20 protein-coding genes and 2 pseudogenes are annotated in these 26,748 nt (G+C 68.3%); 10 read left to right on the forward strand and 12 right to left on the reverse strand.

Going from position 1 to position 26,748, the window contains the following annotated elements; genetic code table 11:
- Positions 1 to 1,195: 1,195 nt before the first annotated feature.
- From ACZ67T_RS43705 to ACZ67T_RS43720, 4 genes and pseudogenes are all read right to left on the reverse strand, one after another.
- Positions 1,196 to 1,858, reverse strand: coding sequence for a LutC/YkgG family protein (locus ACZ67T_RS43705; protein ID WP_469992330.1), 663 nt, complete (start codon positions 1,856 to 1,858; stop codon positions 1,196 to 1,198).
- Positions 1,855 to 3,279: pseudogene (locus tag ACZ67T_RS43710) on the reverse strand (LutB/LldF family L-lactate oxidation iron-sulfur protein). The gene ACZ67T_RS43705 and the pseudogene ACZ67T_RS43710 overlap by 4 nt, the downstream one beginning before the upstream one ends.
- The gene (locus ACZ67T_RS43715) at positions 3,276 to 4,019 is read right to left on the reverse strand and encodes a (Fe-S)-binding protein (RefSeq protein WP_469992331.1); all 744 of its coding nucleotides are present in this window, start codon (positions 4,017 to 4,019) and stop codon (positions 3,276 to 3,278) included. Before ACZ67T_RS43715 ends, ACZ67T_RS43710 begins: the two are co-directional and overlap by 4 nt.
- Positions 4,019 to 5,500 (reverse strand): rhamnulokinase, encoded by a 1,482-nt coding sequence (locus tag ACZ67T_RS43720; RefSeq protein ID WP_469992333.1) that lies wholly within the window; start codon positions 5,498 to 5,500, stop codon positions 4,019 to 4,021. The genes ACZ67T_RS43715 and ACZ67T_RS43720 overlap by 1 nt, the downstream gene beginning before the upstream one ends.
- Before the next feature lie 114 nt (positions 5,501 to 5,614).
- On the opposite strand from ACZ67T_RS43720, the gene tnpB reads away from it, so the two are divergent.
- The gene (tnpB, locus tag ACZ67T_RS43725) at positions 5,615 to 6,931 is read left to right on the forward strand and encodes an IS607 family element RNA-guided endonuclease TnpB (RefSeq protein WP_469992362.1); all 1,317 of its coding nucleotides are present in this window, start codon (positions 5,615 to 5,617) and stop codon (positions 6,929 to 6,931) included.
- Between the two features lie 132 nt (positions 6,932 to 7,063).
- On the opposite strand, the gene ACZ67T_RS43730 is transcribed toward tnpB, so the two are convergent.
- Positions 7,064 to 9,103: a bifunctional aldolase/short-chain dehydrogenase gene (locus tag ACZ67T_RS43730; RefSeq protein WP_469992335.1), complete on the reverse strand. Its 2,040-nt coding sequence runs from the start codon at positions 9,101 to 9,103 to the stop codon at positions 7,064 to 7,066.
- A 52-nt stretch (positions 9,104 to 9,155) separates the two neighbouring features.
- Positions 9,156 to 10,322 carry an L-rhamnose isomerase gene (gene rhaI, locus ACZ67T_RS43735; protein ID WP_116506942.1) on the reverse strand — a complete coding sequence of 389 codons (1,167 nt, stop codon included), beginning with the start codon at positions 10,320 to 10,322 and terminating at the stop codon, positions 9,156 to 9,158.
- Positions 10,323 to 10,794: 472 nt separating this feature from the next.
- Here rhaI and ACZ67T_RS43740 point away from each other — a divergent pair, with 472 nt between their 5' ends.
- The 6 genes from ACZ67T_RS43740 (at position 10,795) to ACZ67T_RS43765 (ending at position 17,045) form a co-directional block, all read left to right on the forward strand.
- Positions 10,795 to 12,324, forward strand: coding sequence for a sugar ABC transporter ATP-binding protein (locus tag ACZ67T_RS43740; protein ID WP_469992337.1), 1,530 nt, complete (start codon positions 10,795 to 10,797; stop codon positions 12,322 to 12,324).
- Positions 12,321 to 13,376 carry an ABC transporter permease gene (locus ACZ67T_RS43745; RefSeq protein WP_469992339.1) on the forward strand — a complete coding sequence of 352 codons (1,056 nt, stop codon included), beginning with the start codon at positions 12,321 to 12,323 and terminating at the stop codon, positions 13,374 to 13,376. The genes ACZ67T_RS43740 and ACZ67T_RS43745 overlap by 4 nt, the downstream gene beginning before the upstream one ends.
- Positions 13,369 to 14,409 carry an ABC transporter permease gene (locus ACZ67T_RS43750; RefSeq protein ID WP_469992341.1) on the forward strand — a complete coding sequence of 347 codons (1,041 nt, stop codon included), beginning with the start codon at positions 13,369 to 13,371 and terminating at the stop codon, positions 14,407 to 14,409. The genes ACZ67T_RS43745 and ACZ67T_RS43750 overlap by 8 nt, the downstream gene beginning before the upstream one ends.
- Before the next feature lie 62 nt (positions 14,410 to 14,471).
- On the forward strand, positions 14,472 to 15,560 hold the full coding sequence (rhaS, locus tag ACZ67T_RS43755; protein ID WP_469992343.1) for a rhamnose ABC transporter substrate-binding protein: 1,089 nt from the start codon (positions 14,472 to 14,474) through the stop codon (positions 15,558 to 15,560).
- 79 nt (positions 15,561 to 15,639) lie between these two features.
- Complete coding sequence (locus ACZ67T_RS43760; protein ID WP_385119957.1) at positions 15,640 to 15,960, forward strand: L-rhamnose mutarotase; 321 nt, start codon at positions 15,640 to 15,642, stop codon at positions 15,958 to 15,960.
- 62 nt (positions 15,961 to 16,022) lie between these two features.
- Entirely contained in the window at positions 16,023 to 17,045 is a 1,023-nt protein-coding gene (locus ACZ67T_RS43765) for a LacI family DNA-binding transcriptional regulator (protein WP_469992345.1), read from the forward strand.
- A 317-nt stretch (positions 17,046 to 17,362) separates the two neighbouring features.
- Here ACZ67T_RS43765 and ACZ67T_RS43770 read toward each other — a convergent pair whose 3' ends face one another.
- The 5 genes and pseudogenes from ACZ67T_RS43770 to ACZ67T_RS43790 all read right to left on the reverse strand — a co-directional run.
- A complete protein-coding gene (locus ACZ67T_RS43770) occupies positions 17,363 to 18,292 on the reverse strand; it encodes a methyltransferase domain-containing protein (protein WP_469992347.1) in 930 nt (309 codons plus the stop codon).
- Between the two features lie 298 nt (positions 18,293 to 18,590).
- The gene (locus tag ACZ67T_RS43775) at positions 18,591 to 20,111 is read right to left on the reverse strand and encodes an FAD-dependent oxidoreductase (RefSeq protein WP_469992349.1); all 1,521 of its coding nucleotides are present in this window, start codon (positions 20,109 to 20,111) and stop codon (positions 18,591 to 18,593) included.
- A 56-nt stretch (positions 20,112 to 20,167) separates the two neighbouring features.
- Positions 20,168 to 20,863, reverse strand: coding sequence for a TetR/AcrR family transcriptional regulator (locus ACZ67T_RS43780; RefSeq protein ID WP_469992351.1), 696 nt, complete (start codon positions 20,861 to 20,863; stop codon positions 20,168 to 20,170).
- A gap of 284 nt (positions 20,864 to 21,147) precedes the next feature.
- Positions 21,148 to 21,522, reverse strand: a complete 375-nt coding sequence (locus tag ACZ67T_RS43785; protein WP_469992352.1) for an SMI1/KNR4 family protein — start codon at positions 21,520 to 21,522, stop codon at positions 21,148 to 21,150.
- Between the two features lie 69 nt (positions 21,523 to 21,591).
- Positions 21,592 to 21,856, reverse strand: a pseudogene (locus ACZ67T_RS43790) (ATP-binding protein); the annotation flags it as partial.
- A 195-nt stretch (positions 21,857 to 22,051) separates the two neighbouring features.
- Between ACZ67T_RS43790 and ACZ67T_RS43795 the strand changes: the two are divergent.
- Complete coding sequence (locus ACZ67T_RS43795) at positions 22,052 to 22,186, forward strand: hypothetical protein (protein WP_469992354.1); 135 nt, start codon at positions 22,052 to 22,054, stop codon at positions 22,184 to 22,186.
- 561 nt (positions 22,187 to 22,747) lie between these two features.
- Entirely contained in the window at positions 22,748 to 23,806 is a 1,059-nt protein-coding gene (locus ACZ67T_RS43800; RefSeq protein ID WP_469992356.1) for a PP2C family protein-serine/threonine phosphatase, read from the forward strand.
- 232 nt (positions 23,807 to 24,038) lie between these two features.
- Here the strand turns inward: ACZ67T_RS43800 and ACZ67T_RS43805 are convergent, their stop codons facing one another.
- Positions 24,039 to 25,289, reverse strand: coding sequence for an RNA-guided endonuclease InsQ/TnpB family protein (locus ACZ67T_RS43805; RefSeq protein ID WP_469992358.1), 1,251 nt, complete (start codon positions 25,287 to 25,289; stop codon positions 24,039 to 24,041).
- 743 nt (positions 25,290 to 26,032) lie between these two features.
- Here ACZ67T_RS43805 and ACZ67T_RS43810 point away from each other — a divergent pair.
- Complete coding sequence (locus ACZ67T_RS43810; protein ID WP_469992360.1) at positions 26,033 to 26,266, forward strand: hypothetical protein; 234 nt, start codon at positions 26,033 to 26,035, stop codon at positions 26,264 to 26,266.
- The last annotated feature ends 482 nt before the right edge of the window (positions 26,267 to 26,748 follow it).

Below are 26,748 nucleotides of genomic sequence, written 5' to 3' on the forward strand. Positions count from 1 at the left end.
CCGGCACCTGCACCACCTGCCACCGCCCCCTACCCAGAACACCCACCACCAGCCAGAACCCAAGAACCAGAGCAACCTAACGGAGTCCTACTAGCACCTGAGCGGCCCAACGGGTTCGGGCGGGGGCAGGCAGTTGGCCTGCCCCCGCCCGGTGAACCGCGGTCCTCGGCCGCGACGCCGATCCTGTTCACTCGCTGCTGCGGGTCGGTTCGAGTTCAGCTTGCTCTTGCGAGGAACCCGGGCGTTTGCCCGGACCGACAACCCCGACCACCGAGCGTCCTGCGCCGCAACAGTGCGGTCCACACCGGTCGGCGGTGGGCTCCCGACGGGACCAGGCTCCTTGCACGGGAAAGACGCGTGCCCCCTCGTACGAGGCGAGTCAGCGCTGAGGGTCGTACTCGACGACCTGAGTGCCGAGAACGGCGTGCCGGTCCAGGCCAGTCGAGGATGGTGTCGTGCGAGGGGGCCGGCCAAGGCATGGGCGTCAGTCCCCGTCACATGCCAGGCGTGCCGAAGCGGATCCTGCGGAACGTCGCAATCGAGCACGAGGGTTTCGTCGACACCCCGTGCGCTGGTTCACCGATGCCGCCTTGCGGGCCTCCGTCGGGCTGGTCGCCGGCATCGCCGCCCACTCGAGCGTGAGCACGGCGGCGGGCACAACGAGGTCCCCGGCGCCACGCACACCGACCACGGACCGTCCTGGGACCGGTACCTGAGTCCAGTGCATGCCGTGAGGTGACACCAAGGTTTCCGTGCGGCTCCCGTCCACGCCGATGCCGTGCCCGTCGAATTCGCAGCACTGGGCCGGGTCTTGACTGTCTCGCCGGGATCAGGGGATCACCGGGCTGGACAGGGGCGGCCTCCGGGTTGACCAGCGTCCCGGGATCCGCGCGAAGCTGACGAATCCGGCTGATCAGGCCTGCCGCCAGGCCCTCGGCACGGTTGGGCAGGGCCTCCCTGGCACTCGGTCGCGCCTCACCGTGGCATGGCACCCATGTGGTGAGCGGCACTCGGACGCGGAGCTTCGGTCGCCGACGCGGACCGCTTCCACAGGCGTGCACTATGAGGACCGTGAGTTGGCGCTCGACGAGTTCGCGCGAACAGCCCCAGTTCGGAGATGAGCTCGCCACATCCCCGCTCCAAGGTGAGGGCCTCCGCGACGGGAACGGCCTGCTGGCCGCTCAAGACGCCTTCCTCACCCGGTGAGCAGAACTACGTGCAGGGTGCGCGGGCCGTGCACCCCCTCGACGCGGTCGAGTTCGATGTCGCTGGTGGCGGACGGTCCCGAGATCCAGGTGAGCGGGCGGGTGGGATCGAGGCGGGGGAGAGCCTGAGGGACCGACGCAACGACCTGGTCGGCTGCGCGTACGACGCAGATGTGCAGGTCGGGGACCAGGGTGAGCGCACGGCGGCCCTGCCCGGGACCGCCATCCAGAACGATCGTGCCGGTCTCGGCGATGGCGAGGGCACAGGTGGTGACCACGGCGTCCGTGGCATCGAGGTCGTACGACGTGAGGGACGTCCCCCCTGCCGCACCATCGTCCGGGCGCTGCTCCACCGCCGCGTCGGACAGCCAGGTCTCCGGCAGGCCAGGGGCGACGGCGACCGTGCGGGCTCCGTGCTCGCCGAGCAACTTCGCTATGAGCGCGGGGAGCTCACCCTTCCGGGCCCGGTGCACGATCGCCCGGTAGCCGGCCAGGTTCTCGTGGAGCAGGTCGAGGATCGTGGCGGGGTCGTCGGCGGTATGGGTTGTGGAGTAGGTGCGCCTGGGGTCGTCTGCCTCGGGTGCGTCGACCAGGGCCTTGCGCACGCGGGACAGGATTCGCTCGCGGGACGAGGGCGTCATGGGGGAGGTCATGTGCGGTTCTTCTTCCACCAGTCACGGAACGGTTCGGCGGGCATCTCCGGCAGGTCTCGGCTGTTCGTCCACTGCCCGGCTCCCGGTCCGGGGAGCTTCTTTGGATGCAGCTTGCGGGTCTTCGCCGCTACGCGTTCGCCCGCTGCCAAAGCACCTGGGTGGTCCAGAACCCAGCCGGCCGCCTTGATCGCGGCCTTCTCCAAGCGGTGCCCCTTGCCGCCCTGGTCGGCGACCTTCTCGCGCAGGTGGACGAGGACTTCGGGGATGTCGATGGCGACGGGGCAGACTTCGTAGCAGGCGCCGCAGAGGCTGGATGCGTAGGGGAGTGAGGCGTCGATCTCGCTTGCCGTGCCACGGAGTTGAGGGCTGAGGATCGCGCCGATGGGGCCGGGATAGACGGAGCCGTACGCGTGGCCACCGGCCCTCTCGTACACCGGGCACACGTTCAGGCAGGCGGAGCAGCGGATGCAGCGCAGGGCCTGGCGGCCGACCTCATCGGCGAGGGTATCGGTGCGCCCGTTGTCGATCAGCACCAGATGGAACGTCTGCGGCCCGTCACTGTCACTGGTCCCGGTTTACATCGACGTGTACGGGTTCATGCGCTCGGCCGTCGAGGAGCGGGGGAGTGTCTGGAGGAAGACTTCGAGGTCGCGCCAGGTGGGGACGATCTTCTCGATGCCGACGACCGAGATGAGGGTCTCGGGCAGGGTGAGGCACATGCGGCCGTTGCCCTCGGACTCGACGACTACCAGGGTGCCGGTCTCGGCGACCATGAAGTTCGCCCCGGAGATGCCGACCTTGGCGCGCAGGAACTTCTCGCGCAGGTGGAGGCGCGCAGCTTCGGCCAGCTCGGCGGGAGTGTCGGTGAGGCCCTCGGGGGCCGGGCGGCCCCACTCGCCCATCTCCTTGGCGAAGATGTCGCGGATCTCGCCGCGGTTGCGGTGGATGGCGGGCACGAGGATGTGGGAGGGGCGGTCGTGGCCGAGCTGCACGATCAGCTCGGCGAGATCGGTCTCGTAGGCGGCGATCCCGGCTTCTTCGAGTGCTTCGTTGAGGCCGATCTCCTGGGTGGCCATCGACTTGACCTTGACGACTTCGGACTCGCCGGTCTCCTTGACCAGGCGGGTCACGATCCGGTTGGCCTCGTCGGCGTCGGCGGCCCAGTGCACGACGCCGCCCGCCGCGGTGACGGCCTCCTCCAACTGCACGAGATAGGTGTCGAGATGACGGAGCGTATGGTCCTTGATCTGCTTTCCGGCCTCACGCAGAGCGGCCCAGTCGTCGAGCTCCGCCACGGCCTTGGCCCGCTTGTCGCGGATGGTGTGCGTGGCGAGCTTCAGATTGGCGCGCAGGGTCGTGTTGCCGACAGCCTCGTGCGCGGCCTTGGGGAAGGACGGCATCCCCAGATACGTCCCGCTCATGACCAGGGCTCCTCTTCGGTACTGGCGAGGATCTCCGCAAGGTGCAGGGCTCGCTGTGGGGCGTCCTGACGGCGCAGGATGCCGCCGATGTGCATGAGGCAGGAATTGTCCGCGCCGCACAGGACACCCGCACCGGTGGAGAGGGAGTTGTTGACCTTGTCGGCTCCCATTGCCGTCGACACGTCGGAGTTCTTCACCGCGAAGGTGCCGCCGAAGCCGCAGCACTCCTCGGCACCCGGCAGCTCGATCAGTTCAAGCCCCTTGACCGCATTGAGGAGTTGCGCCGGCCGGTCGCCCAGGCCGAGCATGCGCAGGCCGTGGCACGAGGGGTGGTACGTGACCTTGTGCGGAAAGTAGGCGCCGACATCGGTCACACCGAGCACGTCCACCAGGAACTCGGTCAGCTCGTACATGCGCGGGACCAGCGAGTCCGCGACCTGAGTGAGCCGGGGGTCGGTGCCCTTCGCGGCGATCCGCGGATAGTTGTCGCGGACCATCGCCACGCAGGAGCCCGACGGGGTGACCACATGGTCGTAGCCCTCGAAGGCGCGGCCCATGCGGCGGACCAGGGGCTCGGTCTCGCGACGGTAGCCGGTGTTGAACTGAGGTTGTCCGCAACAGGTCTGTGCGGCAGGGAAGTCCACCTTCACGCCGAGGCGTTCGAGGACCCTGACCGTCGCGACGGCTGTGGACGGATACACGGCGTCGTTGACGCACGTGGCGAAGAGGGCGACGCGCATCACGAGTCCTTGCCGGAAGTGGTGGCCGTGGGGGAGAGACGGGCCGCGGCCGCGGCCCACGCGGCGCTGTTGCCGCGTGGTGTGTAGTGGCGTAGCTCCTGTGTGTCGGCGACGAGGCTGCGCATTGCCGACAGGTCGCCGATGAGTCCGTGGGCGCGCGCCTGCACGAGGATGTTGCCCAGGGCCGTTGCCTCGGTGGGGCCCGCAATCACCGGCAGGCCGGTGGCGTCGGCGGTGAACTGGCACAGCAGCTCGTTGCGGGACCCGCCGCCCACCAGATGGACGTGACTGATGTCGCGGTCGGCGAGTGCGGAGGCCTGGCGCAGGACGGTGCGGTGGGCCAGGGCCAGCGATTCCAGGATGCAGCGGACCAGGGCACCCCGGCTGTCGGGCACCGGCTGACCGGTGCGGCGGCAGTAGGCGCGAATGCGCTCGGGCATGTCGCCGGGGGCCAGGAACTCCGGTGCCTGCGCGTCGACGAGCGCGGCGAACGGCTCGGCGCGGGCGGCATCGGCGAGCAGGGCCGGGAGATCGGTGGGAAGGCCTTGCAGCGTCCAGGTGCGGCGGCACTCCTCCAGCAGCCACAGGCCCATGATGTTGCGCAGGTAGCGGACGGTGCCGTCGATGCCGCGCTCGTTGGTGAAGTTCGCGGCGCGGCTCTCCTCGCTGAGGACCGGAGTGTCGAGTTCCAGCCCCGCCAGGGACCATGTGCCGCACGAGATGTACGCGAAGTCGTCGGTCGTGGCCGGCACGGCGACCACGGCCGACGCGGTGTCGTGCGAGGCGACCGTGGTCACGGGGGTGTCGGGGGCGAGGCCGGTGTACGCGGCGACGTGCGGGAGCAGTGTGCCCGCCGGGTCGCCGGGGGAGCGCAACGGAGGCAGGAGGCCTGGGTCGAGGGAGAGCCGGTCGAGGATGCCGCCGGCCCAGGTGCCGGTGCGGGCGTCGAACAGACCGGTGGTGGAGGCGTTGGTCTCCTCCGCGCCGATGGACCCGGTCAGCCAGTGGATCAGCAGATCGGGGATCATCAGCAGGGTTCGAGCGATGCCGAGCTGAGCGCCTCCGGCGGCGGAGGCGAGCTGGAAGACGGTGTTGAAGGGCAGGTGCTGCAGGCCGGTGACCTGGTACAGCTCCTGGGGCCCGATCTTGGGCCATACGTCGAGGGCGGCGACGCCTTCGGTGCGGGTGTCGCGGTAGTGGAACGGCTGGCCGAGGAGGGCGCCGTCCGCGTCGAGGAGGCCGTAGTCGACGGCCCAGGTGTCGATGCCGATGGAGGACACCTGACCTGCTGCGCGCAGGCCGTCGAGTATGCCTTGGTAGAGGGCGAGTACGTCCCAGCGGAGCCCGTCCTGGAGGCGGACCGGCGTGTTGTGGAACCGGTGGGTCTCTCTGAGGTCCAGGTGACTGGGGCCTACGCGGCCGAGGATCACACGGCCGCTGGTGGCACCCAGGTCGGCGGCGGCGAAGGTGAGGTTGTGCATATGGGCTCCGGGGAGAGGGTGGCCAGCTGTTGCGGCTTTTGTCAGCTGTCCTCAGTGATTCGGGTATTTCGGCTGGCTGTCAGTGGTGGCTTGTAGGTTGATCGGGTGATCGTGATGCAGGCGTACCGCTTTGCGCTCGACCCGACTCCGCGTCAGGTCGGTGCGTTGCTGCGTCATGTCGGTGCCGCCCGGGTCGCGTTCAACTGGGGGCTTGCAGTGGTCAAGGCGAACCTGGGACAGCGGGAGGCGGAGCGCTCTTACGGGGTTGCCGAGAATGAGCTGACGCCGGCGTTGTCGTGGTCGATGTACTCGCTGCGGAAAGCCTGGAATCAGGCGAAGGGCGAGGTGGCGCCGTGGTGGGCGCAGTGCTCGAAGGAGGCTTACGCCACCGGCCTGGATCGCCTCGCCACCAGCCTGAAGAACTGGAGCGACTCCACGTCGGGAAAGCGCAAGGGCCCACGCGTGGGCTTCCCGCGTTTCAAGTCCAAGCGGAAGTCCACCTTGTCGGTGCGGTTCACCACCGGCACGATCCGCCTGGACGGGCGGACACATGTGGTGCTGCCGGTCCTGGGCAGGATCAAGACGCACGAGTCGACGCACAAGTTTGCCCGCCGCCTCGAGGCGGGGACGGCGCGGATCATGTCCGCGACGGTCCGCCGCGAGGCCGGGCGTTGCTTCGTGTCGTTCACGGTGGAGGTTGAACGGGACGAGCGCACGCCTGCCCGGCCGGATGCGGTGATCGGTGTGGACCTGGGGGTGAAGACCCTCGCGGTGTTCTCCGACGGGCGCCCCGCGGCCCAGAACCCCAAGCACTTCCACACCGCCCGCCAAAAGTTGCGGCGCCTGTCGCGGACGGTGTCCCGGCGCCAGGGCCCCGACCGGCGCACCGGCCAGCGGCCGTCGAACCGGTGGCGCCGCGCGGATGCTCAACGCAACAAGGCCCACCACCAGGTCACCGCGCTGCGCCGGGACAGAATCCACAAACTGACCACCAGCCTGGCCCGCGAGTACGGGACGATCGTGGTCGAAGACCTCAACGTGGCGGGCATGGTCAAAAACCGCCGGCTCGCCCGCGCTGTCGCTGATGCCGGGTTCGGTGAGATCCGCCGCCAGCTCGCATACAAGACCGTGTGGAACGGTGGCCACCTTGAGGTCGCGGACCGCTGGTTCCCTTCCTCGAAGACGTGTAGTTCCTGCGGCACGGTGAAAACCAAGCTGCCGCTGCGGGTACGCACCTACGTCTGCGAGACGTGCGGGCTCGTCCGGGACCGGGACGAGAACGCCGCACTCAACCTCGCCGCGCTCGTAAAGCGGCACGTCGCCGGGAGTGGCCCGGAGACACGAAACGGACGTGGAGCCGACCGTAAGACACCGCCTCGCGGTGCAGGTGGCAGAGAAACGTCTACCTTGCACGGGACCTCATCCCGGTAAGACAAGGACTTTCGTCCAGCAATGGGCGAATCACTGAGATTCACCGAGTCTCAGTGCAACGGCTAGGTGTAGCGGCCGGGGGTGCGGGGCGGTCCGGCTGGTCGCCGGCTCCCGCACCCGGGATACTGCGGGTCATCGAAGGAAGGCTGCCGCGACCCCCGCGTCGACCGGGATGTGCAGGCCGGTCGTGTGGGTGAGGTCGCCGCCGGTCAGGGCGAAGACCGCATTGGCGACATGCTCGGGCAGCACCTCCCGCTTCAGCAGGGTGCGCTGGGCGTAGAACTCGCCGAGCTTGTTCTCCTCGATGCCGTACGTCGCCGCGCGCTGTGCGCCCCAGCCGCCCGCGAAGATTCCGGAGCCGCGCACCACGCCGTCCGGATTGACGCCGTTGACGCGGATGCCCTGCTCTCCCAACTCGGCTGCCAGCAGGCGGACTTGGTGTGCCTGGTCCGCCTTGGTGGCCGAGTAGGCGATGTTGTTGGGGCCGGCGAAGACGGCGTTCTTGGAGGCGATGTAGATGATGTCGCCGCCGAGACCCTGTTCGGTCATGGTCCGGGCGGCCTCGCGTGAGACGAGGAAGGAGCCGCGGGCCATGATGTCGTGCTGCAGGTCCCAGTCCTTCGCCGTCGTCTCAAGGAGCGGCTTGGAGATGGAGATTCCGGCGTTGTTGACGACGAGGTCGACGCCTCCGAAGGCGAGAGCAGCGGCCTTGAATGCTTCCGTGATCTGCTCCTCCGACGTGACGTCCACGGTCACGGCGACGGCCTTGTCCGGCCCTCCGAGCTGCTCGGCGACAGCAGTGGCGTTGTCACTGTTGAGGTCGGCGACCACGACGCAGGCGCCCTCCGCCGCGAGCCGGTGGGCGATGGCCTTGCCGATACCGGAGCCGGCGCCGGTCACCAGGGCTACCCGGGTGGCGAGGGGCTTGGGCTTCGGCATGCGTCGCAGCTTGGCCTCCTCCAGTTCCCAGTACTCGATGCGGAACTTCTCCGCCTCCTCAATGGGTGCGTATGCGGAGACGGCCTCGGCTCCGCGCATCACGTTGATGGCATTGACGTAGAACTCGCCGGCGACCCGTGCGGTCTGCTTGTCCTTTCCGAACGAGAACATGCCGACTCCGGGAACCAGCACGATCGCCGGGTCCGCACCGCGCATGGCGGGTGACTCGGGTGTGGCGTGCCGGGCGTAGTACGCGGCATACTCCTCGCGGTATGCGGCGTGGAGCTCCTTCAGCCGGGCGGTCATGTCGTCGAGTTCGGCCGTGGGCGGCAGGTCGAGGACGAGCGGGCGCACCTTCGTGCGCAGGAAGTGGTCGGGGCAGGAGGTGCCCAGCGCGGCAAGGTGGGGGTGCTCGGCACTCGCCAGGAAGTCGAGGACGGCCTCGGAGTCGTTGAAGTGGCCGACCTGCGGGCGGTCCATCGACGCCAGCCCTCGGATGACCGGGGCGAGGTGAGCCGCCCGCTCGCGACGCTCGGCCGCGCCCAGGGCCGCGTATCCCTCGAGGACCGGACCGAACGGTTCGTCCTTGCCCTTCTCGACGAGGAAGGTCTCCGCGGTGCGGATGATGAAGAGGGCGTTGCGCTCGCACTCTTCGGCCGTCTCGCCCCACGCGCTGATGCCGTGTCCGCCCAGGACCACCCCGACGGCCTGCGGGTTGGCGGCCTTGATGGCCGCGATGTCCAGGCCGAGCTGGAATCCGGGACGGCGCCATGGCACCCAGGCGACCTTGTCGCCGAAGCACTCGGCGGTGAGCTTCTCGCCGTCCGCGGCGCAGGCCAGGGCGATGCCGGAGTCGGGGTGCAGGTGGTCGACGTGTGCGGCGTCGACCAGGCCGTGCATGGCCGTGTCGATGGACGGTGCGGCGCCGCCCTTGCCGTGCAGGCAGTAGTCGAACGCGGTGACCATCTCGTCCTCGCGCTCCACACCCGGGTAGACGTCGGTGAGCGCCCGCAGTCGGTCCAGGCGCAGCACGGCGAGTCCGCCCTCGGTGAGCGTGCCCAGGTCACCGCCCGAGCCCTTCACCCACATCAGCTCGACGTCGCCGCCGGTGACCGGGTCGGTCTCGGAGCCCTTGGCGGATGTGTTGCCGCCGGCGTAGTTGGTGTTGCGGGGGTCGGCGCCGAGCCGGTTGGAGCGCGCCAGCAGCGCGGAGACTTCGGGGTGCGTAGACATGGCGTGGATCAGTCCTTGTGAGAGAGGTGAACGTACGGAACGGAGCGAAGACTCAGGCCCCCCACCCCGCCTGCTCCCCACCCACCCGCTCGGCCACGATCCGCTCCTGCCACCCGGAGGCGGCGTACGCGGCGACGGGGTCCGGGTTCAGCCCCTGCTCCTCGCGCAGCTCGCGCAGCAGAGGCCGGACGTCGGTGTTGTAGGCGTCCATCAGCACGAGGTTGGCGCCGAGCACATCGCCTTCGCGCTGCGCGGCGACGAGCGCGTCGAGGTCGACGAGGAGCGCCTTGGCGGTGGCTTCCTGCACGTTCATCACGGAGCGGATGACCGCCGGGATCTTCGCCTCGATGTTGTGGCACTGGTCGAGCATGAAAGCCACGTTCGTCTCCGGCTTGAAGCCGCCGTTCTTGGCGACCTCGTGCAGGATCCGGAACAGCTGGAACGGGTCGGCGGAGCCGACCATCAGGTCGTCGTCCGCGTAGAACCGTGAGTTGAAGTCGAAGCCGCCGAGCTTCCCCTCGCGCAGCAGTGTGGCGACGATGAACTCGATGTTCGTACCGGGCGCGTGGTGCCCCGTGTCCACCACGACCTGAGCCTTGTGGCCCAGCTTGAGGCACTGGAGGTACGAGGTTCCCCAGTCGGGCACGTCGGTCGTGTAGAAGGCCGGCTCGAAGAACTTGTACTCGAGCAGCAGTCGCTGGTCGTCGCCGAGCCGCTCGTACACCGTTGCCAGCGACTCGGCGAGCCGGTCCTGGCGCGCCACGATGTCGTCCTGCCCGGGGTAGTTCGTGCCGTCGGCGAACCAGAGCTTCAGGTCCTTCGACCCGGTCGCGTCCATGATGTCGACGCACTCCAGGAGGTGGTCGACGGCCTTGCTGCGCACCTTCGGGTCGGGGTGGCAGACGCTCCCCAGTTTGTAGTCGTCGTCCTGGAAGGTGTTGGAGTTGATGGCGCCGAGTTCCACACCACGTTCCTTCGCGTAGGTGCGGAGGCCCTCGTAGTCGTCGACCTTGTCCCACGGGATGTGCAGGGACACCTTGGGCGCGATGCCGGTGAACTCGTGCACCTTCGCCGCGTCGTCCAGCTTCTCCCGCGGGGTACGAGGCACACCGGCCTGCGCGAACACCTTGAACCGCGTGCCGGAGTTGCCGTAGCCCCAGGAGGGTGTCTCGATCCGCTGGCCGGCGAGTGCGGCCTTCACGGCAGCGATGTCAGGCATGTTCACCTCGGGGTGACTGAAGGAATGGGGTGCCCCGGAACCTGGGGCGACAGGTACTCGAACCGACCACGTGTGTGGCCGCAGGCGGCAATCGACGCATGCGGATGATGATGTGAATCGATTCATTCCGTTCGGGAAAGTAACCCCCTCGACTGGCGGCCGTCAAGGGGTTCCAGCTGATCGGGAGGGAGTCTCCATGGCGTTACGGAATCGTGTCGTTCATCCCTCTCGGCTCCAGGAGGCCTGCGGTTTCCTGCAGTTCAAGGTGTCTTCATTGCTCTGCGGCCCACGTGGGAAGGCCGGGAGATCAAAGTGACCTCTTGACCTGTCGGTCGCGCGGGGCTAGCTTCCGGGCAACCTCACTGAAACATTTCAGGCCGGGTGACTTCTTCGGCATTATTCGCCGCGCTCGACGACACACCACCTCGGCAGACTCCCCGGCACACCACTGGCACACCCATGGAGAGACGCAATGACGCTTTCTGAACCGGAGACCACTCCGGTGCTCGCGCTGGAGGGGGTGAGCAAGTCCTTCGGTGCCGTACGCGCTCTGCGTGGTGTCTCGTTGCGGCTGTACCCCGGAGAGGCGCATGTCCTCGCCGGAGAGAACGGCGCGGGCAAGTCGACACTGATCAAGACCCTTGCCGGGGTGCACCGCCCCGACTCCGGCACGGTCCTGCTCGACGGCGAACCGGTGGAGTTCAACAGTCCGGCCGACGCCCGCGACACCGGCGTCGCCGTCATCTACCAGGAGCCGACGCTCTTCCCGGACCTGACCGTCGCCGAGAACATCTTCATGGGCCGCCAGCCCCGGCGCTCCCTGGGCCGCGTCGACCATCGCGCGGTCAAGCAGGCAGCTGCCGATCTGTTCACCCGCCTCGGTGTCGACCTAGATCCAGATCAGCCGGCCCGCGGCCTGTCCATCGCCGACCAGCAGCTCGTCGAGATCGCCAAGGCGCTCTCCTTCGACGCCCGCGTCCTGATCATGGACGAGCCGACCGCCGCGCTCACCGGCAGCGAGGTCGCCCGCCTCTTCGGCGTCGTCAGGACCCTGCGAGAGCAGGGCGCCGCCATCCTGTTCATCTCGCATCGTCTGGAGGAGATCTTCGAGCTGTGCCAACGGGTGACCACCCTGCGTGACGGCGCCTGGATCAGCAGCGAGCCGCTGGAGGGGCTGACCGAGGACGATCTCGTACGGCGCATGGTCGGCCGCGATCTGGACGAGCTCTACCCCAAGCAGGCCACCGACGTGGGTGACATCGCGCTCACCGTGCGCAGGCTGACGCGTGAAGGTGTCTTCACCGATGTGTCGTTCGAGGTGCGGCGCGGGGAGATCGTGGGCCTCGCGGGGCTCGTCGGTGCCGGCCGCAGTGAGGTGGCTCGGGCAGTGTTCGGCGTCGACCGCTTCGACGGCGGCGAGGTCGAGGTGCTCGGCGAGCGACTCAAGCCCGGCGCCCCGAGCCTGGCGATGGCCGCGGGCCTCGCCCTCGTGCCGGAGGACCGCCGCGCCCAGGGCCTGGTGATGGACATGTCCATCGAGCGCAACATCGGACTCACCGGCTTCGCCGACACCACCCGCGCCGGGCTCATGAACCGCACGGCCGAGCGCAGCCGCGCCGTCGACTGGGCGGTCAAGCTCCAGGTGAAGTACGCGCGTCTCGCCGATGTCGTCGGCACGCTTTCGGGCGGCAACCAGCAGAAGGTCGTCCTCGCCAAATGGCTTGCGACCTCTCCGCAGGTGCTGATCGTGGACGAGCCGACGCGCGGCATCGACGTCGGTACCAAGGCCGAAGTGCACCGCCTGCTGTCCTCCCTCGCCGCGGACGGCGTAGCGGTCCTGATGATCTCCTCCGACCTGCCGGAGATCCTCGGCATGGCCGACCGCGTACTCGTCATGCACGAGGGCCGGCTCACCGCCGAGATCCCGCGCTCCGAGGCGAGCGAGGAGTCCGTGATGGCTGCGGCCACCGGCCGTACGAAGGAAGGAAGGGCGGCCGCATGACCATGACCGCGCAACCGGTGCGGAACGAGACCGCACCTCAGTCCACAGCCTCGCGCCGGTTCATCGACAAGGTGTTCAAGGCCCGCGAACTGGCCGTCGTCGCCGTGCTGGTGGTGATGCTCGGTGCCACGCAGATCTACAACGGCGAGTTCCTGTCCGAGCAGGGCATCACGGACCTGATGCTCAACGCCACCATCCTGGTACTCGTCGCGGTCGGCCAGGCAGCCGTGGTGATCACCAAGAACGTCGATCTGTCCGTCGGCTCGGTGCTCGGCATCTCGGCCTTCGCCGCTGGCCACTACCTTCGGGACGGCGGAAACCCACTCGTAGCCGATCTGCTCGCCGTCGCACTCGGCGTAGTCTTCGGCATCCTGAACGGCGCCCTCGTCAGCCTCGGCAAGGTGCCGGCCCTCGTCGTCACCCTCGGCACTCTCTACATAGTGCGCGGCATCGACTCCATCTGGGTCGGCTCCAAGCAGATCACGGCCGATGCCCTGCCCGGCAGCTTCGTCGACTTCGGCCATGACGGTATCTGGGTCGTGCCCTATCTGGCGCTGCTCGCCGTCGCCGTGCTGCTCTGCGTCGGCTACTACCTGCGCAGCTACCGAAGCGGCCGCGACATGTACGCCCTCGGATCGAGCCCCGAAGCGGCGAACCTGGCGGGCGTGCCCGTCCGTAAGCGCATCATGACCGCGTACGTGCTGTGCGGCGCCCTCGCCGGACTCGCCGGAGCCCTGTACCTGGCCCGCTTCGGCAACGTCGACTCCGCCACCGGCAACGGCTACGAACTCACCGTCGTCAGCGCCGTGGTGGTCGGCGGTGTCGCCTTCACCGGCGGCGCCGGCACGGTCTACGGGGCCGCGCTCGGCGCCGTCCTGCTGACCTCCATCAACAGCGTGCTCCCCGCGATCGGCGTCAGCTCGGTCTGGGTCACCGCGATCAACGGAATCCTGCTGCTGCTCGCCATCGCCGTCGACCGGATCCTGGCGCTGCGGGTCGCCGCGGTGCTGCGCAAGAAGGCCGCACAGATGAGGAGTGCCCGCCATGACTGACATCACGAGCCCCAAGCCGACGGCCCGTCGTGGCCTGGCCGGGGCGGTGCGCTGGGACACCGCGGTAGGCGTCCTGTTCGTGCTCCTGCTGCTGTTCTCGTTCTCGTTCGTCGACAACTTCGGCAACGCGCTCAACGTGTCGTTCCTCATCGGCAACACGCTGCCGATCGCCCTGATCGCGCTGCCGATGACGATGCTCGTCATCTCCGGTGAGGTCGACCTGTCCGTGGGGTCCACGGTCGGTCTCTCAGGCGCGGTGATGGGTGCCCTGTGGAACGAGGGCATGGCCATCGAGACGATCATCCCGCTGTGCCTGCTGCTCGGTGTCGTGTGTGGCCTCATCAACGGCCTTCTCGTCACCCGGCTCGGGCTGCCCTCCCTCGCTGTCACCATCGGCACCATGGCCGCCTACCGCGGCATCGCTCAGATCGTGCTCGGATCGGATTCGGTCACCGACTTCCCCTCGCAGTACCTGGACTTCGGTGCGGGCCGGATCGGTGACACGTTCATCCCGTACGCCGCCCTGCCGTTCCTGGTCCTGCTCGGGATCGCGGTCGTCGTCCTGCACGCCACTCCGATCGGCCGCTCGCTGTTCGCGATCGGTGCCTCGGAGGAAGCGGCGCGTTTCGCCGGCATCCGGGTCAAGCGCTTGAAGCTGTCCATGTTCGTCACGACGGGCGTGCTGTCAGCGCTCACCGGCGTCTTCTGGACCCTGCACTACGCCAGTGCCCGCTACGACAACGCGACCGGCTTGGAGCTGTCCGTCATCGCGGCGGTTCTGCTCGGTGGCATCGACTTCGACGGCGGCAAGGGAACCCTCGGGGGCGCCATCGCGGGCGTGTTCCTGCTCGGCACCCTGCAGAACGTGATGAGCCTGGTCAACGTGTCTGCCCAGTCCCAGATCCTCGTCACCGGCGTGCTGCTCGTGTTCTCGGTCCTCGCCCCGCGCGTCGGTCGCCAGATCTCTCAGGCCAGGGCCAGGAAGAAGACGGCGGCGGAACCACCGTCATCACCTGCGCCCGCCACTGCATAGAACCACCAGCTCCTGTTCGGTCAACCGCTGTACACCGTCGTACTACGCAAAGGCAGAAGCCCATGTCTCTCACCACCACAGCCAGAACCCGTCGGCTCACCGCGGCCCTCGCCGTCACCACAGCCCTCGTCCTCGGCGCCACCGCCTGCGGTGGCACCACCAAGGCCGACGCGAACAAGGAAGCCGGCTCCGCCGCTGCCGGAAAGGCCGACGCCAATGCCCAGACCAAGAAGGGCCTGAGCATCGCGTTCCTGCCCAAGCAGGTCAACAACCCGTACTTCACCACCTCGGACAACGGCGGCAAGAAGGCGGTCGAGGAGCTCGGCTCGACCTACAAGGAGGTCGGCACCAGCAGCGGCACCGACACCTCCGGCCAGGTCTCCTACGTCAACACGCTCACCCAGCAGCAGGTCGACGGCATCGCCGTCTCCGCACAGGACCCGGGCGCCCTGTGCACCGCGCTGAAGCAGGCCATGAAGAACGGCGTCAGCGTCGTCACGTACGACTCCGACACCAAGCCGGACTGCCGCAACGTGTTCGTCTCGCAGGCCAGCGCCGAGGACCTCGGCCGCACCCAGGTGCAGCAGATGGCCAAGCAGATCGGCAACAAGGGCGAGATCGCGATCCTCTCGGCGGCCCAGACGGCCACCAACCAGAACACGTGGATCGACTACATGAAGGACGAGCTGAAGAAGCCCCAGTACAAGGACATCAAGCTCGTCACGACCGCCTACGGCGATGACGACGCCCAGAAGTCCTTCCAGCAGACCCAGGGCCTCCTCCAGGAGCACCCGAAGCTGAAGGGGATCATCTCCCCGACCACCGTCGGCATCAAGGCAGCCGCCCAGTACCTCTCCGGCTCCAAGTACAAGGGCAAGGTCAAGCTGACCGGCCTCGGCACCCCCAACGACATGCGCGCCTACGTCAAGAACGGCACCGTGGACGCGTTCGAGCTGTGGGACCCGGCCAAGCTGGGCGCCCTGGCCGCGCACACCGCCGTCGCCCTCGAGTCCGGCCAGATCAGCGGCAAGGAGGGGCAGAGCTTCAAGGCCGGTGACCTGGGCGAGTTCACCATCGGCAAGGACGGTGTCGTCTCCCTCGGCAAGCCGACCGTCTTCGACAAGGCGAACATCGACAACTACAAGTTCTGATCCGCACGCAACGGAGAAGGGGCCGCCGTTCACTTCATGGACGGTGGCCCCGGCTCCCTCATCCAACAAGGAGATGAGCATGCAGCGGGTCTGCTTCCTGCTCAAGGTCAAGGCCGACCGGATCGACGAGTACCGCGTCCGCCACCAGAGCGTGTGGCAGGAGATGCGCGAGGCGCTGACCGTCACGGGCTGGCACAACTACTCACTCTTTCTGCGCGAGGACGGTCTGCTCGTCGGCTACCTGGAGACCGAGGACTTCGACGCGGCCCGAGCCGCGATGGACGCAACCGACGTCAACGCCCGCTGGCAGGCAGAAATGGGCGATTTCTTCGAGGAGCTGGACGGACAGGCGCCCGACGCCGCGATGCGCCCCCTCACCGAGGTCTTTCACCTTGCCTGAGCGGCGGACAGGCACCGACTTACCAGAATGAATGCTGCTCAGAGCACGTACTAGGGGAACGCATGACGGTTGGCATCAAGGACGTGGCGCAGGTGGCGGGCGTCTCCGTCGGCACGGTCTCCAACGTCCTCAATCAGCCTGACCGGGTCTCCGCGGGCACCCGCCGTCAGGTGCAGGACGTCATCACTCGTCTCGGCTACGTCCGCAGCGAGTCCGCCCGGCAACTACGCGCCGGTCGCAGCCGCATCATCTCGCTGCTCGTGTTCGACATGGGCAACCCGTTCTTCGTCGACATCGCGCGAGGTGCCGAACGAGCCGCGCGTGACGCCGGACTCGGCGTCATGGTGTGCAACAGCGGACAGGACCCGGCCGAGGAGGCCGACTACCTCGACCACTTCGCCGAGCAGCGGGTGCGCGGGGCTCTTGTCGCCCCGGCCGACCCGAGCGGTGGGACGCTGCGTGACTTCCGGCGGCACGGCATCCCGTACGTCGTCGTGGACCGCGTCGCCGGCGACGAGGAGGGCTGCTCGGTCTCCGTCGACGACGAGGCGGGCGGCGCGCTCGCCCTGCGCCACCTCGTGGCACAGGGGCATCGCCGCATCGCGTTCGTCAGCGGCCCGCCGCATCTCAAACAGGTCCAGGACCGGCGCACCGGAGCCCTGGCCGCGCTCGCCGAGGCCGGGCTCTCTCTCGACGCACTGCGCGAACTGACCACCGAACGTATGGATGTGGCCGCGGGCCGCGACGCCGGCGCCCGCCTCCTCGGACTCGCCGATCGCCCTACCGCCGTGTTCTGCGCCAACGACCTGCTCGCCCTCGGCGTTCTGCAAGCCCTGTACACCGCGGGCGTCCGGGTTCCCGAGGACATCGGGATCGTCGGATACGACGACATCGAGTTCGCAGCGGCCGCGACCGTCCCGCTCACCTCCGTGCGCCAACCTGCCTACACTCTCGGGACCATCGCCGCGGAGCTGCTGCTGGAGGAAACAGGAGCGTCGGCGACGGATCACCGACACCAACACGTAGTGCTGCAACCGGAGTTGGTGGTGCGCAGATCAAGCATGGGCGGGCCGCCCAGCGGGTGACCCCTGGGCATCCAGGGGCCCGTGGGAGGCAGTTAGGTGTCCGTGATCTCGTCGCGGGGGGTGCGGCCTGGTGTGCTGCATCTGCTGGTGCATGTGGCCGCCGCGCGGGCCCGTGCCCGCGAGGAGACCTGGACGCGGGGCGCACCTGCTCACATCGCGGCGCCGCGACGAGCTGGATCTGCAGCTGATGCCGGACGCCTGCCTCAGGCGAACCCCGCTGGCGTGGCCGGGGATCGGGTCGACGTCGTCTCCTGCGGCCCGACAATCTCCTCGACGAACAGCGCGGCGGGCAGGTCGGACAACGCCTGGATCCGCACCTAACCGAGTGCCGGTGAATGCTCGGCTGGACGGCGCCCCCAGGCCGAGATCAGCGGTGCGAGTGTGAGGTCGAGTTGGCCCGCGTCGATGGCGGCCAAGTGCGCGTCGATCTCGGCGTCGTCGGCCAGGCCGGCCGCGAGCAGCTCGCCGCGCACGTGCCGGATGGTCGCCGCCTCCAGCCGGTCGCAGGCCAGCCCGCCGACCGGGAAAGAGCCCGCCGCGGCGACATCTACCAAGCCGGCCTCACGCAATGCACGCGGCAGCGTCCGGCCGTAGCGCAGGTCCGCGCCGCGGCGCGTCAGCAGCTCCCGGACCGCGTCTCGCAGCCGGTTGGCCCTGCGCTGCGCCGGGCCGCTGTCGTCCAGGCATGCCAGTGGCTGCAGAGCGGTATCGGCGTCCTCGACCAGCAGCCAGCCGCCGGGCCGCAGCGCCGCCGCCATCGTGGCCAACGCCCGAGCCCGGTCGGGTAGATGGACCAGCACGAGCCGGGCGTGAACCAGATCGAATGTCCCCGGCTCTGGTGGCGGATCAGCGGCGACGTCGTGCCGGCGCACCTCGTACCCGCCGCCTGCCTTCAGCCACGACGGGTCGATGTCCGTGGCCAGCACGTGCCCGGTCGGACCGACGGCCGCCGCGAGCGCCTCCGGGATGCTGCGGCCACCGGCCCCCACCTCCCAGCAGCGCGAGCCGGCCGTGACCCCCAGTCGATCGAAGTGCCCCCGCGTCACGCTGTCGAACAGCTCGGCCAGCCAACCGAATCGCTCGCCCGCCTCGGCGCGCGCGTTGTCCAGCAGGTACCCGCGGGCGGGAGCGGACTCTCCACCGAGCGCGGTAGTCCCGCCTGTCGGATCCGGTTGGTCATCGACGTGCGGCGGGCGGGGCGAGGACGTCATCACCACATGGTCACGGCCCCAGACCACCAGCGCCACGACGGCGGGAGAGGGATATCTCACACACCCAGCGAACTCCGCACGTCCTAAGGCACGTTGCTGCCCCCACAGCCGGCGCACCAGGCGCGGGACAGCGCGCTCACCGGACTGACGGCTACGGCCGGTTCGCCCTCTTGCTGGTTGGGGAATCGGGGCTCGGGCCGGCAGGGTGGCGAGGGCTGTCGAGGACGCCGGTGGTGGACGTCCGGGCGGGACGTGGTTCCTCCCGGCCCGGACGACGTCGCGCGCTCGAGGGCGTTTCCTCGGCCTGGTCTCCTCTCGCCGCCTGCCAGGTGTGTCAGTTCTGCGGGAGGCCGAGCCAGCGGGTCGCGGCCTGGCGGAACGCTTCGGTGTCGGCGTGGTCGTCGGCCCAGGCCACGATGCCGTCCGGGCGGATGAAAAGGGCGGTGAAGCCGAGGTCGTTGAGCACCGGCCCGGCCGCGTAGTGGATGCGGCCCTCCCAGCCCTTCGCTGCGCTCTGCAGCGCGTGGTCACCGCTGAAGTCGAGGACAACAGCCTGCCCGCGTCGCAGGAGTTCGCCCAGGCGGGTGCCGTCCTCAAAGCGGAAGTCGGGGGAGGTGCGGCCGACGAAGGGCTGTTCGCTGCCCAGGTCGTAGCGGTTGCACAGGCCCGAGGTGTGCCGGTACACGTGGGTGACTCCGTCGGGGGTGCTCATCAGGTCGAGGACCAGCTTGCGCAGGGCGGGGGAGTTGGGGCCCGGCTTCATGGTCGCGACCTGGGCGCGGGACCAGTCGAGGATGGCGGCGCCGATGGGGTGGCGCTCGTCGGTGTAGGTGTCGAGCAGACCGGCCGGGGCGGTGCCGTGAATGGTGGCGGCGAGCTTCCAGCCGAGGTTGACGGCGTCGCCGATGCCGAGGTTGAGGCCCTGGCCACCGAGCGGTGAGTGGATGTGCGCGGCGTCGCCGGCGAGCAGGACACGTCCCTTGCGGTAGCTGGTGACCTGCATGGCGCGGTCGGTGAAGCTGGAGGCCAGCTCGACGCCGGTCAGCGTGACGTCGGTGCCGGAGACGCGGCGCAGGACCGCCTGGATGTGTTCGCGGGTCAGCGGCTGGGAGCGGTCGAAGGTGCCGCCGTCGAAGTCGTTCATGCCCAGGTGCCCCTCGAAGGGCGTGCGCAGGTACATGCCGGTCGGAGTGAGGTTGAAGCCGAGCGGCAGCTGCTGGGGGTCGGCGAAGGTGACCTTGGCGACGTAGCCGGTGAACTGCGGGTCGGTGCCGACGAAATCGAAGTCCACGAGTTCGCGCACGGCGCTGCGTCCGCCGTCGCAGCCCACCAGCCAGCGCCCTCGGAATTCCTGTCCGCCGGCGGTGGCGGTGACGTCGCCGTCGTCCTGGACCACGGCGGTGACGGGAGCTCCGCGGATGATCTCCACACCGAGCACGGCGGCGCGCTCGGCCATCACCGTCGCGACGGCTTCCATGCTTGTCATGAAACCTTCCATCGCGGGGCTGGGCAGCCGGAACGGCAGCGCGGAAGCGTCGATATTGGCCGCGTCCAGGCCCATGCCCGCGAAGTGAGACACGTCGCGGGGCGCCGGCGCGCCTGTCGCGTCGGGGTCGGCGCCGACCTCCTTTTCGTCGGCGCCAGAGGCGTCGATCATGGCTTCGAGCAGACCGCGGCGATAAAGCGTCTCAGTCGAAGCGGCGTTCCGACCGCGTATGCCGAGCGGGAGCGTCTTCAGAGGCGAGATGAGTTCCTGGTCCCGCTCAAGGACGAGGACCGAGCAGCCGGACAGGGCCAGTTCACCGGCCAGGAACAGACCGACCGGGCCGCCGCCCGCGATCAGAACGTCATGCATAGGAGATTTCCCTTCAAGAACGGTCGGTTGGCTGCCTGGCCGGGACGGATGGTGGGTCAGCGCAGGCGGGTGAGGCCGTCAAGCACGATGGCAATGCCGCTGAGAAACTGCTCGCGGTCGTCGTGCTCTCTCATCTGGACGGCGATGGTGTGCATGAACGGGTAGGACTCGGCGTCGAGTTCCTGCCATGCCGCTGCCGCGGCGCCGAAGAACTCCTCGCGATCCGTATCGGGTTCGACGCCCGAAGTGCTTCCGTCGATACGGGTGTTCTGGCTGACCGCTCCGAGGATGTAGTGCACGAGCGTGGAGGCCGCGTCGAACCAGGAGGCTTGTGGCACGCCCAGGGAGTCCATCTGCCCGCCGATCCGCTCGAAGATCCCCACTGTGACCGGGCCGACGGGGTTACGGCTGATCTGCAGGGTGAGCCGGGTGGCAAGCCACTGGTGCTGCTCGATCGCGTCGAACAGGGCCAGCGCGACACAGCGGATCTCATCCCCGGGCGTAGCCGGGGCCACAGCGGGCTGGGCTGCCAGAGCGGCGGCGATCACGGTTTCGGTCGAGGTGTCCAGCAGCTCGTCCCGATTGCCCACGTGGTAGTAGATCGCCCCGGTCCCGGTGGCCAGGCGCTCGCTCAGTGCCCGGATGGTGAGCGCGGCTTCGCCGCCAGCGTCGAGCAGCTCGATTGCGGTGTCGAGGATCCGCTCCCGGGAGAGCACTTGGTTGCGCCGTGTCCGGTTCGCTCGCGTCGTCATATCCCGAGAATGACATATTTGGTGCACTGCACCAAAGTGGTTCAGCGCACCAACTACAGGGGATGCCCCTGTGTGTTCGGTCAAGGACGCGGGCCAGTAGGTTCGATGGGTCGACGTCGAAGGCCAAGGTGTTGGGGGCACATGAGCGAGAGTCAGATCACGATCAAGCTCACGAGCGATCAAGCCCATGGAACGTCACGGCCCGAGAGCATGCAGGTCCTTCAAAAGGCGTCCCGTACAACGGCGTACGGACTGATCGTGGCGCTCGCCCTGACCGTCCCCGACTACCCGACAAACAGGGCGAGCGTCGCGATGTGTCCAGCCTCGATCAGCCAGAAGTGCTCGTCCGCCCATTCGGTGGAGCCCCACTCAACCAGCCCCTTGCCGCCCGGCGCGTAGCTCGCATGGGGAGTGACGGCGGAGACGTCTCCGAACTTGCTGTCCTGGTCGACTGACAGGTGGACCCGCCACTGGGTCAGGAAGTCGAACGCGAGGCCCTCGTCGCGCACCAGAAAGTAGACGGAATCGCTGAAGACACCGCCGCCGAATGCCTCATAGAGCTCCTTATAGTCCGCCGGGAGCGGGACCCCCAGCTCTCCCTCGACCGCCGCCCAGTCGACGGAGATCCCGAGCGGCTCCCACCCGGTCAGTTCGATCACTCGCTGAACCCACATACAACGATCTTTTGGCACTGGTCTTCGTGCCGATGTCCCTCACCCCCTCGTGACTCAGGTCAAGGTCGGCAGCTGTCGGATTGAGTCGACCTTGGCGGGTTCCTCGGCCCGGGCTCGTGTGCTGGCGAGGCGATGGGAGTCGGTGCCGGTCTCGACTATGGTGCCGCCGCAGGTGGGCCGGTCCACACCGCTGCACAGAGCAGGGGGCGGCGAGGGGCGTCGTCCAGCCCCCGAACGATTCGTTGGAGACGATCGCTACCGAGGTCATTTCCTCCCGTTCGGTCAGAACTTGGAACAACAGCTCGGCGACCGGCCCATCACCTTCTACGGCGAGCTGTAGAGCACCGAAGGCCACCGGCAGGCCGGAGCCCGCTCGTACTTCGATTGCGGGCCCGTCACCCTCTCGGTCCTGGACGTCTCAGCCACCACAATCCCGCACACCGCGGCGAAGGCTCTGTATGTCACCGTCGACGACCGCGAAGCCGTCTTCGCGCGCGCCGAGAACCTCGGCTGCTTGTCCACAGAACTCGTCCACGATCAGAACGCCGGGGCCGTCATCGTCCGCCCGTGGGGCGAGCGGTTCAACGTCGATGACCCCTGGGGCAACCCGCTGTGCTTCGTCCAGCGCGGCACCGTAGACGCGGGCTGACGGCCTCGGTCGCCCCTGAGCGTCTGCCGGCGGACGGTGGCACGTCGAGAACGTCGGAACGACGGACGCGAATTTGATGTGAACGGATTGTCCTGGCACCGGTCTCCGGGGTGGGCAACGAACAAGTCGCCGACGAGGGATGCTCGGCGACCACGATCCGCCACCGGCGGGATGAGGGGATCGAAGCCGGCGTCATCGGTCATGTGGCCCTGCCGGTGTTCGCTGCCTATGCCCAGATGGTGGGTCTCCACCCATTTGGCTCCTGGCCCACAGTGTCAATGTGCCGCCGCGAGAACAATGTGCCGCCGTGTCGGCGGCGTGAGAGTGCCGTGCTGTACACGCGTAGGCGTGTCAGGAAGGCCACGGGGCAGCGGACGCCCTGCCGGATCGCAGACCCGTCTCACCGTTTCTATGCTGGGTCCTCCAGCAATGCCAGTGCATTACGGCAGAGCATGACTTCGGTCCATCTGTTGCGGTCCTGATCTGTGCTGACTGCGACAGTGTCAGGTTGTCGAGGGCGCGGGAGGTGCAGCGATGGAGTGGCATCGAGCCGCCAGGTCGATGGCACGTTCGCCGGCCGCGCTGCCCTTGGGCGTCATGCTGGGTGTCGCGGTGGTGGACGCTCTCACAGGCCCCGAGTACAACCTGCTGCCTGTGTACGCCGCTGGCCCGGCGATCGCCGCCGCGCGGGGACCCGTTCGGAACGTCGTGGCGATGGGGGGTATTGCCGTCCTCCTGTGCCTCGTGTTCGCGGCGAAGGCGGACCGGTTCGGCGCCCTGCGGATGTACGTCGCCCTGGTTGCCATCGCGTACGTCACGCTCGCCGCTGTCTACGCCGCCTGGTCCAGGCTCAGGACCGAACAGCGCCTCGTGGACGTGCAGGAAGTGGCCAAGACGCTGGAGGACGTGCTCTTCGTGCCCCTACCGCCGGTGATCGGCCCTGTGCGCCTGGGGGCTTCCTACGTCTCCGCGAGCCGGGCCACCCGCGTCGGAGGGGACCTGTACGAGGCGGTGCCCTCACCTCACGGAGTCCGCCTCGTGATCGCTGACGTCCAGGGCAAGGGACTGGGGACCGTACGTTGCGCGGCCGTGGTGCTGGCGGCGTTCCGGGAAGCCGCCCACGAGCTCGAAGACCTCGCGGAAATCGGCCGCCGCATCGAAACCGCCCTGGACCGCAGAACGGACGGCCAACGCTTCGTGACCGGCATCCTCGCCCAGGTCGGTCCGACCGGACAGCTTCTCGCGTTCAACCTCGGACACCCCGCGCCCTTGCTGCTCACCACCGACGGCCGAGTCAGCTATATCGAGCCGGACGAGCCTGTACCGCCCTTCGGACTCACCGCGCTGGCAGACTCTGTCGACCAGCAGGACAGTGTCACCCACCTGAACCTGCACCCCGGGGACCGGCTCTTCTTCTACACCGACGGCCTGAGCGAGGCCCGAGACGGCGAAGGACGGTTCTACCCCGTGAGCGAGCGGGCGGGGCCGCTGCTGAGCGAAGTCAGTCCTGAAGAAGCTCTACGCCGAGTCCGCGCCGATGTCGCCGCCTTCACCGGGGCTCCGCACGACGATGACTCCGCCCTGCTCCTGGTGGAATTCACCGGGCGGACTGTCCGGTGAGGAAGGCCGGGCATGGGGGAGGGTTTCGTCCGTCCTTTGGTGGTGGCAGTGCTCTGCCCGAGCTGCGCCGTGTGGATACCTCCACGGGATGCTGCGATTCACAGCCACTCGTTGATCACTGCGACTGCGACTGCGACTGCGACTGCGACTGCGATGACGACGGTCGTCTCTTGACATGCTCCTCGGGCTGGAGCCCGAGGATTCTGGGCGTCCCTTACCTGGTGCTGTGCCGCTACGCGGCACAGGCCGTGGGTGGGATTCCGTGGCTTCCTGCTTCTTCACGCTGTGCCCCGCCCCGGGAGGGGCGGGGTCCTACCCGCGCTCGACAGGCTGATGCCGCCAGTCCGGCGGCCTTGATGTTGCGTGCGGCGTTGACGTCCCGGTCGTGGACGATGTCACAGGCCGGACAGGTCCACTCCCGTACATCCAGGGGCTTGGGCCCGTCGCGGTGGCCACATGCCGAGCAGACCTGGCTGGTCGGCTCGAACCGGTCAATCTGCACAAACGTGCGCCCGTACCGCTCGCACTTGTACTTGAGCAGGTTCACGAACATGGACCAGCCCGCGTCATGCACGCTCTTGGCCAGCCGGGTGCGCGCGAGTCCGCTGACCGCCAGGTCCTCCACGATCACCGTTTGGTTATCACGGACGATCTGTGTGGAGAGCTGGTGGCAGAACTCCTTGCGCGCGTCGGCGACTTGTGCGTGGGCACGGGCAACCTGCAAGCGGGCCTTGGCCCGGTTCTGCGACCCCTTCTGCTTGCGGGACAGTTCACGCTGAGCCTTCTTCAGTTTCTTCTCCGCGCGGCGCAGGAACCTCGGGGAGCCGATCTTCATGCCGTCATCCAGGACGGCGAAGTGAGTGAGACCGAGGTCGATGCCGACCGCCGAGCCGGGCGCGGGGTCCGGCAGCACGGCAGCATCGGCGGCCGGGTCAGTGTCGATGACGAAGCTCGCGTAGTACCGGCCGGCCGAGTCCTTGATCACGGTGACCGAGGACGGCACCCCCGGCAACGAACGCGACCACTTCACCCGCACTTCGCCGATCTTCGGCAGGAGCAGCCGCCCCGCTCGGGTGATCTTCCAGCGGGCGTTCGCGGTGAACCGGATCGCCTGCCGGGCATCCTTGCGGGACCGGAACCGCGGCTCGCCCACCGGCAGGCCCTTGCGCTCGCCCTTGAGGGAGGCGAAGAAGTTCGCATACGCGGTATCCGCATCCCGCAGCGCCTGCTGGAGGACGACCGAGGAGACCTCACCCAGCCAGTACCGCTCCCGGCGCAGCTTGCCTCGCGTGACCAGGGCACGGGACAGCACTTTCGACGTCGGGTACGGCTCCTTGGCGGCATGGGCGGCATGGGCGGCATGGGCGGCACGGCGGGCGCACACGGAGTCGTTGAACACGACCCGCGCACACCCGAACGCCCTCGCCAGCGCACCCTGCCGGCCGGGCTCCGGGTACAACCTGAAGGCGTACCGGAGCTGCATGCGAGTGATCGTACGAACACCGCTCACCCGTTCACCAGAGAGAACATCCGTACGAGCCATCACCATACGGGGACCACCGCCATGTCCAGCTCCTCAGGAACAACACCGCAACCCTCCGCGTCGCGACGACCTGATTCGCTTCACCACCGGCCTAAACGCCGATGCACTGCGAACGAATCCCGGTAGCGGACCGCGAGCTTGATGCCCGTATGGATGTCCATCAGCTGATCTTGGCTCAGGCGTGCTCGGTCGGAGCGCGTGGCGACGGCCCGATGCCTCTCGAGGCGGTTGTTCGCGCACCCGACCGCGTGGCGCTCGCGGTAGTCGACCGGGTCGAAGCGTCGTGGCCGGACCGCCGTGAGAGCTGAGTTTCCTGCGGTTGCGTGCCCCGTCGGTCCTGTCCCGAATGGTGCAGCGAATCCCCGGCGCCGCAGGCAGGCGCGGTTATTACGGGAGGCGTACGCCCTGTCAGCGCGCAGGCGATCGGGGCGGATGCCTGGCCGGCCCGTCCCGATGCGGGGCACGGGGACCTTCTCCAGGACGGGCTCGAACTGAGGCGAGTCGCGGCGCTGCCCGCCCGTTACCAAGATCGACATCGGCTTCTGGCCCTGTCGACGACCAAGTGCAGCTTGGTGGTGAACCCGACGCGCTGTCCCCGCTGCGGGGGAAAGCTCAAACGGCTGGGTGTACGTCTCACCCGTCCGCTCTACTCCGAGGGGCCTTATGGGCGGACAGGTGGTGCGATGGAAACGGTGGTGCCTTCTAGCAGGGAGCTGGTCATGCACGAGATGTGGGTCGGAGTGGACGCCGCGGGCGGTGGGCTGGTGTGGCACGTACTGGCGGCCGAAACGGCCACCACGCTGTGCGGACAGCGCAGGCAGCGTGAGGCTGACGCCGGACACGACTCGACCGACCGGCACTGCTTGGAGTGCATGACAGCGTTGCAGGACATCTTCCAAGCGCCGACGAGCGCTTGATGAACGGCGGTGGCCACCGGGCACCAAAGGGAGAAGGGGAATTGCCGACACTCGGATGGTGGCCCCTTCCTGCGCCCGTTCTTGAGCTGCTGCTTGTTCGGCCACCGCGGAGACCTGGGATTGCGGCAACCTGGTGACGCCGACGAGATCAGGTCTGTTTGGTCCGCCGCCTGCGTTCCAGCAGACAGTGCGGCAAGTAACTCCTGCTGTGCAGCTTGGCGATGGCGAGTTTGATGGTGCCCGCCCGTACATGGCTAGGCCCGGTGGCATGAGTCGAGCATCCGGCCTCGGCGGCCCACGGTCACAGTCGATGTTTGCGACGGGGGGATCGGCCGGAACTGGGATGGAGAGGCACTGTTCCCGGCCGCGGGCGCATCGTGGCGAACGGGTTGCGTCCAGGGAAATGGTGTACGGGTTCGACCTGATCCGGGGGTTTGCTCCGGCATCGGAATGAGATCCGCATAGACGAACGGCCACCGGCT

The sequence above is a fragment of the Streptomyces sp. NPDC107517 genome, assembly GCF_055582645.1.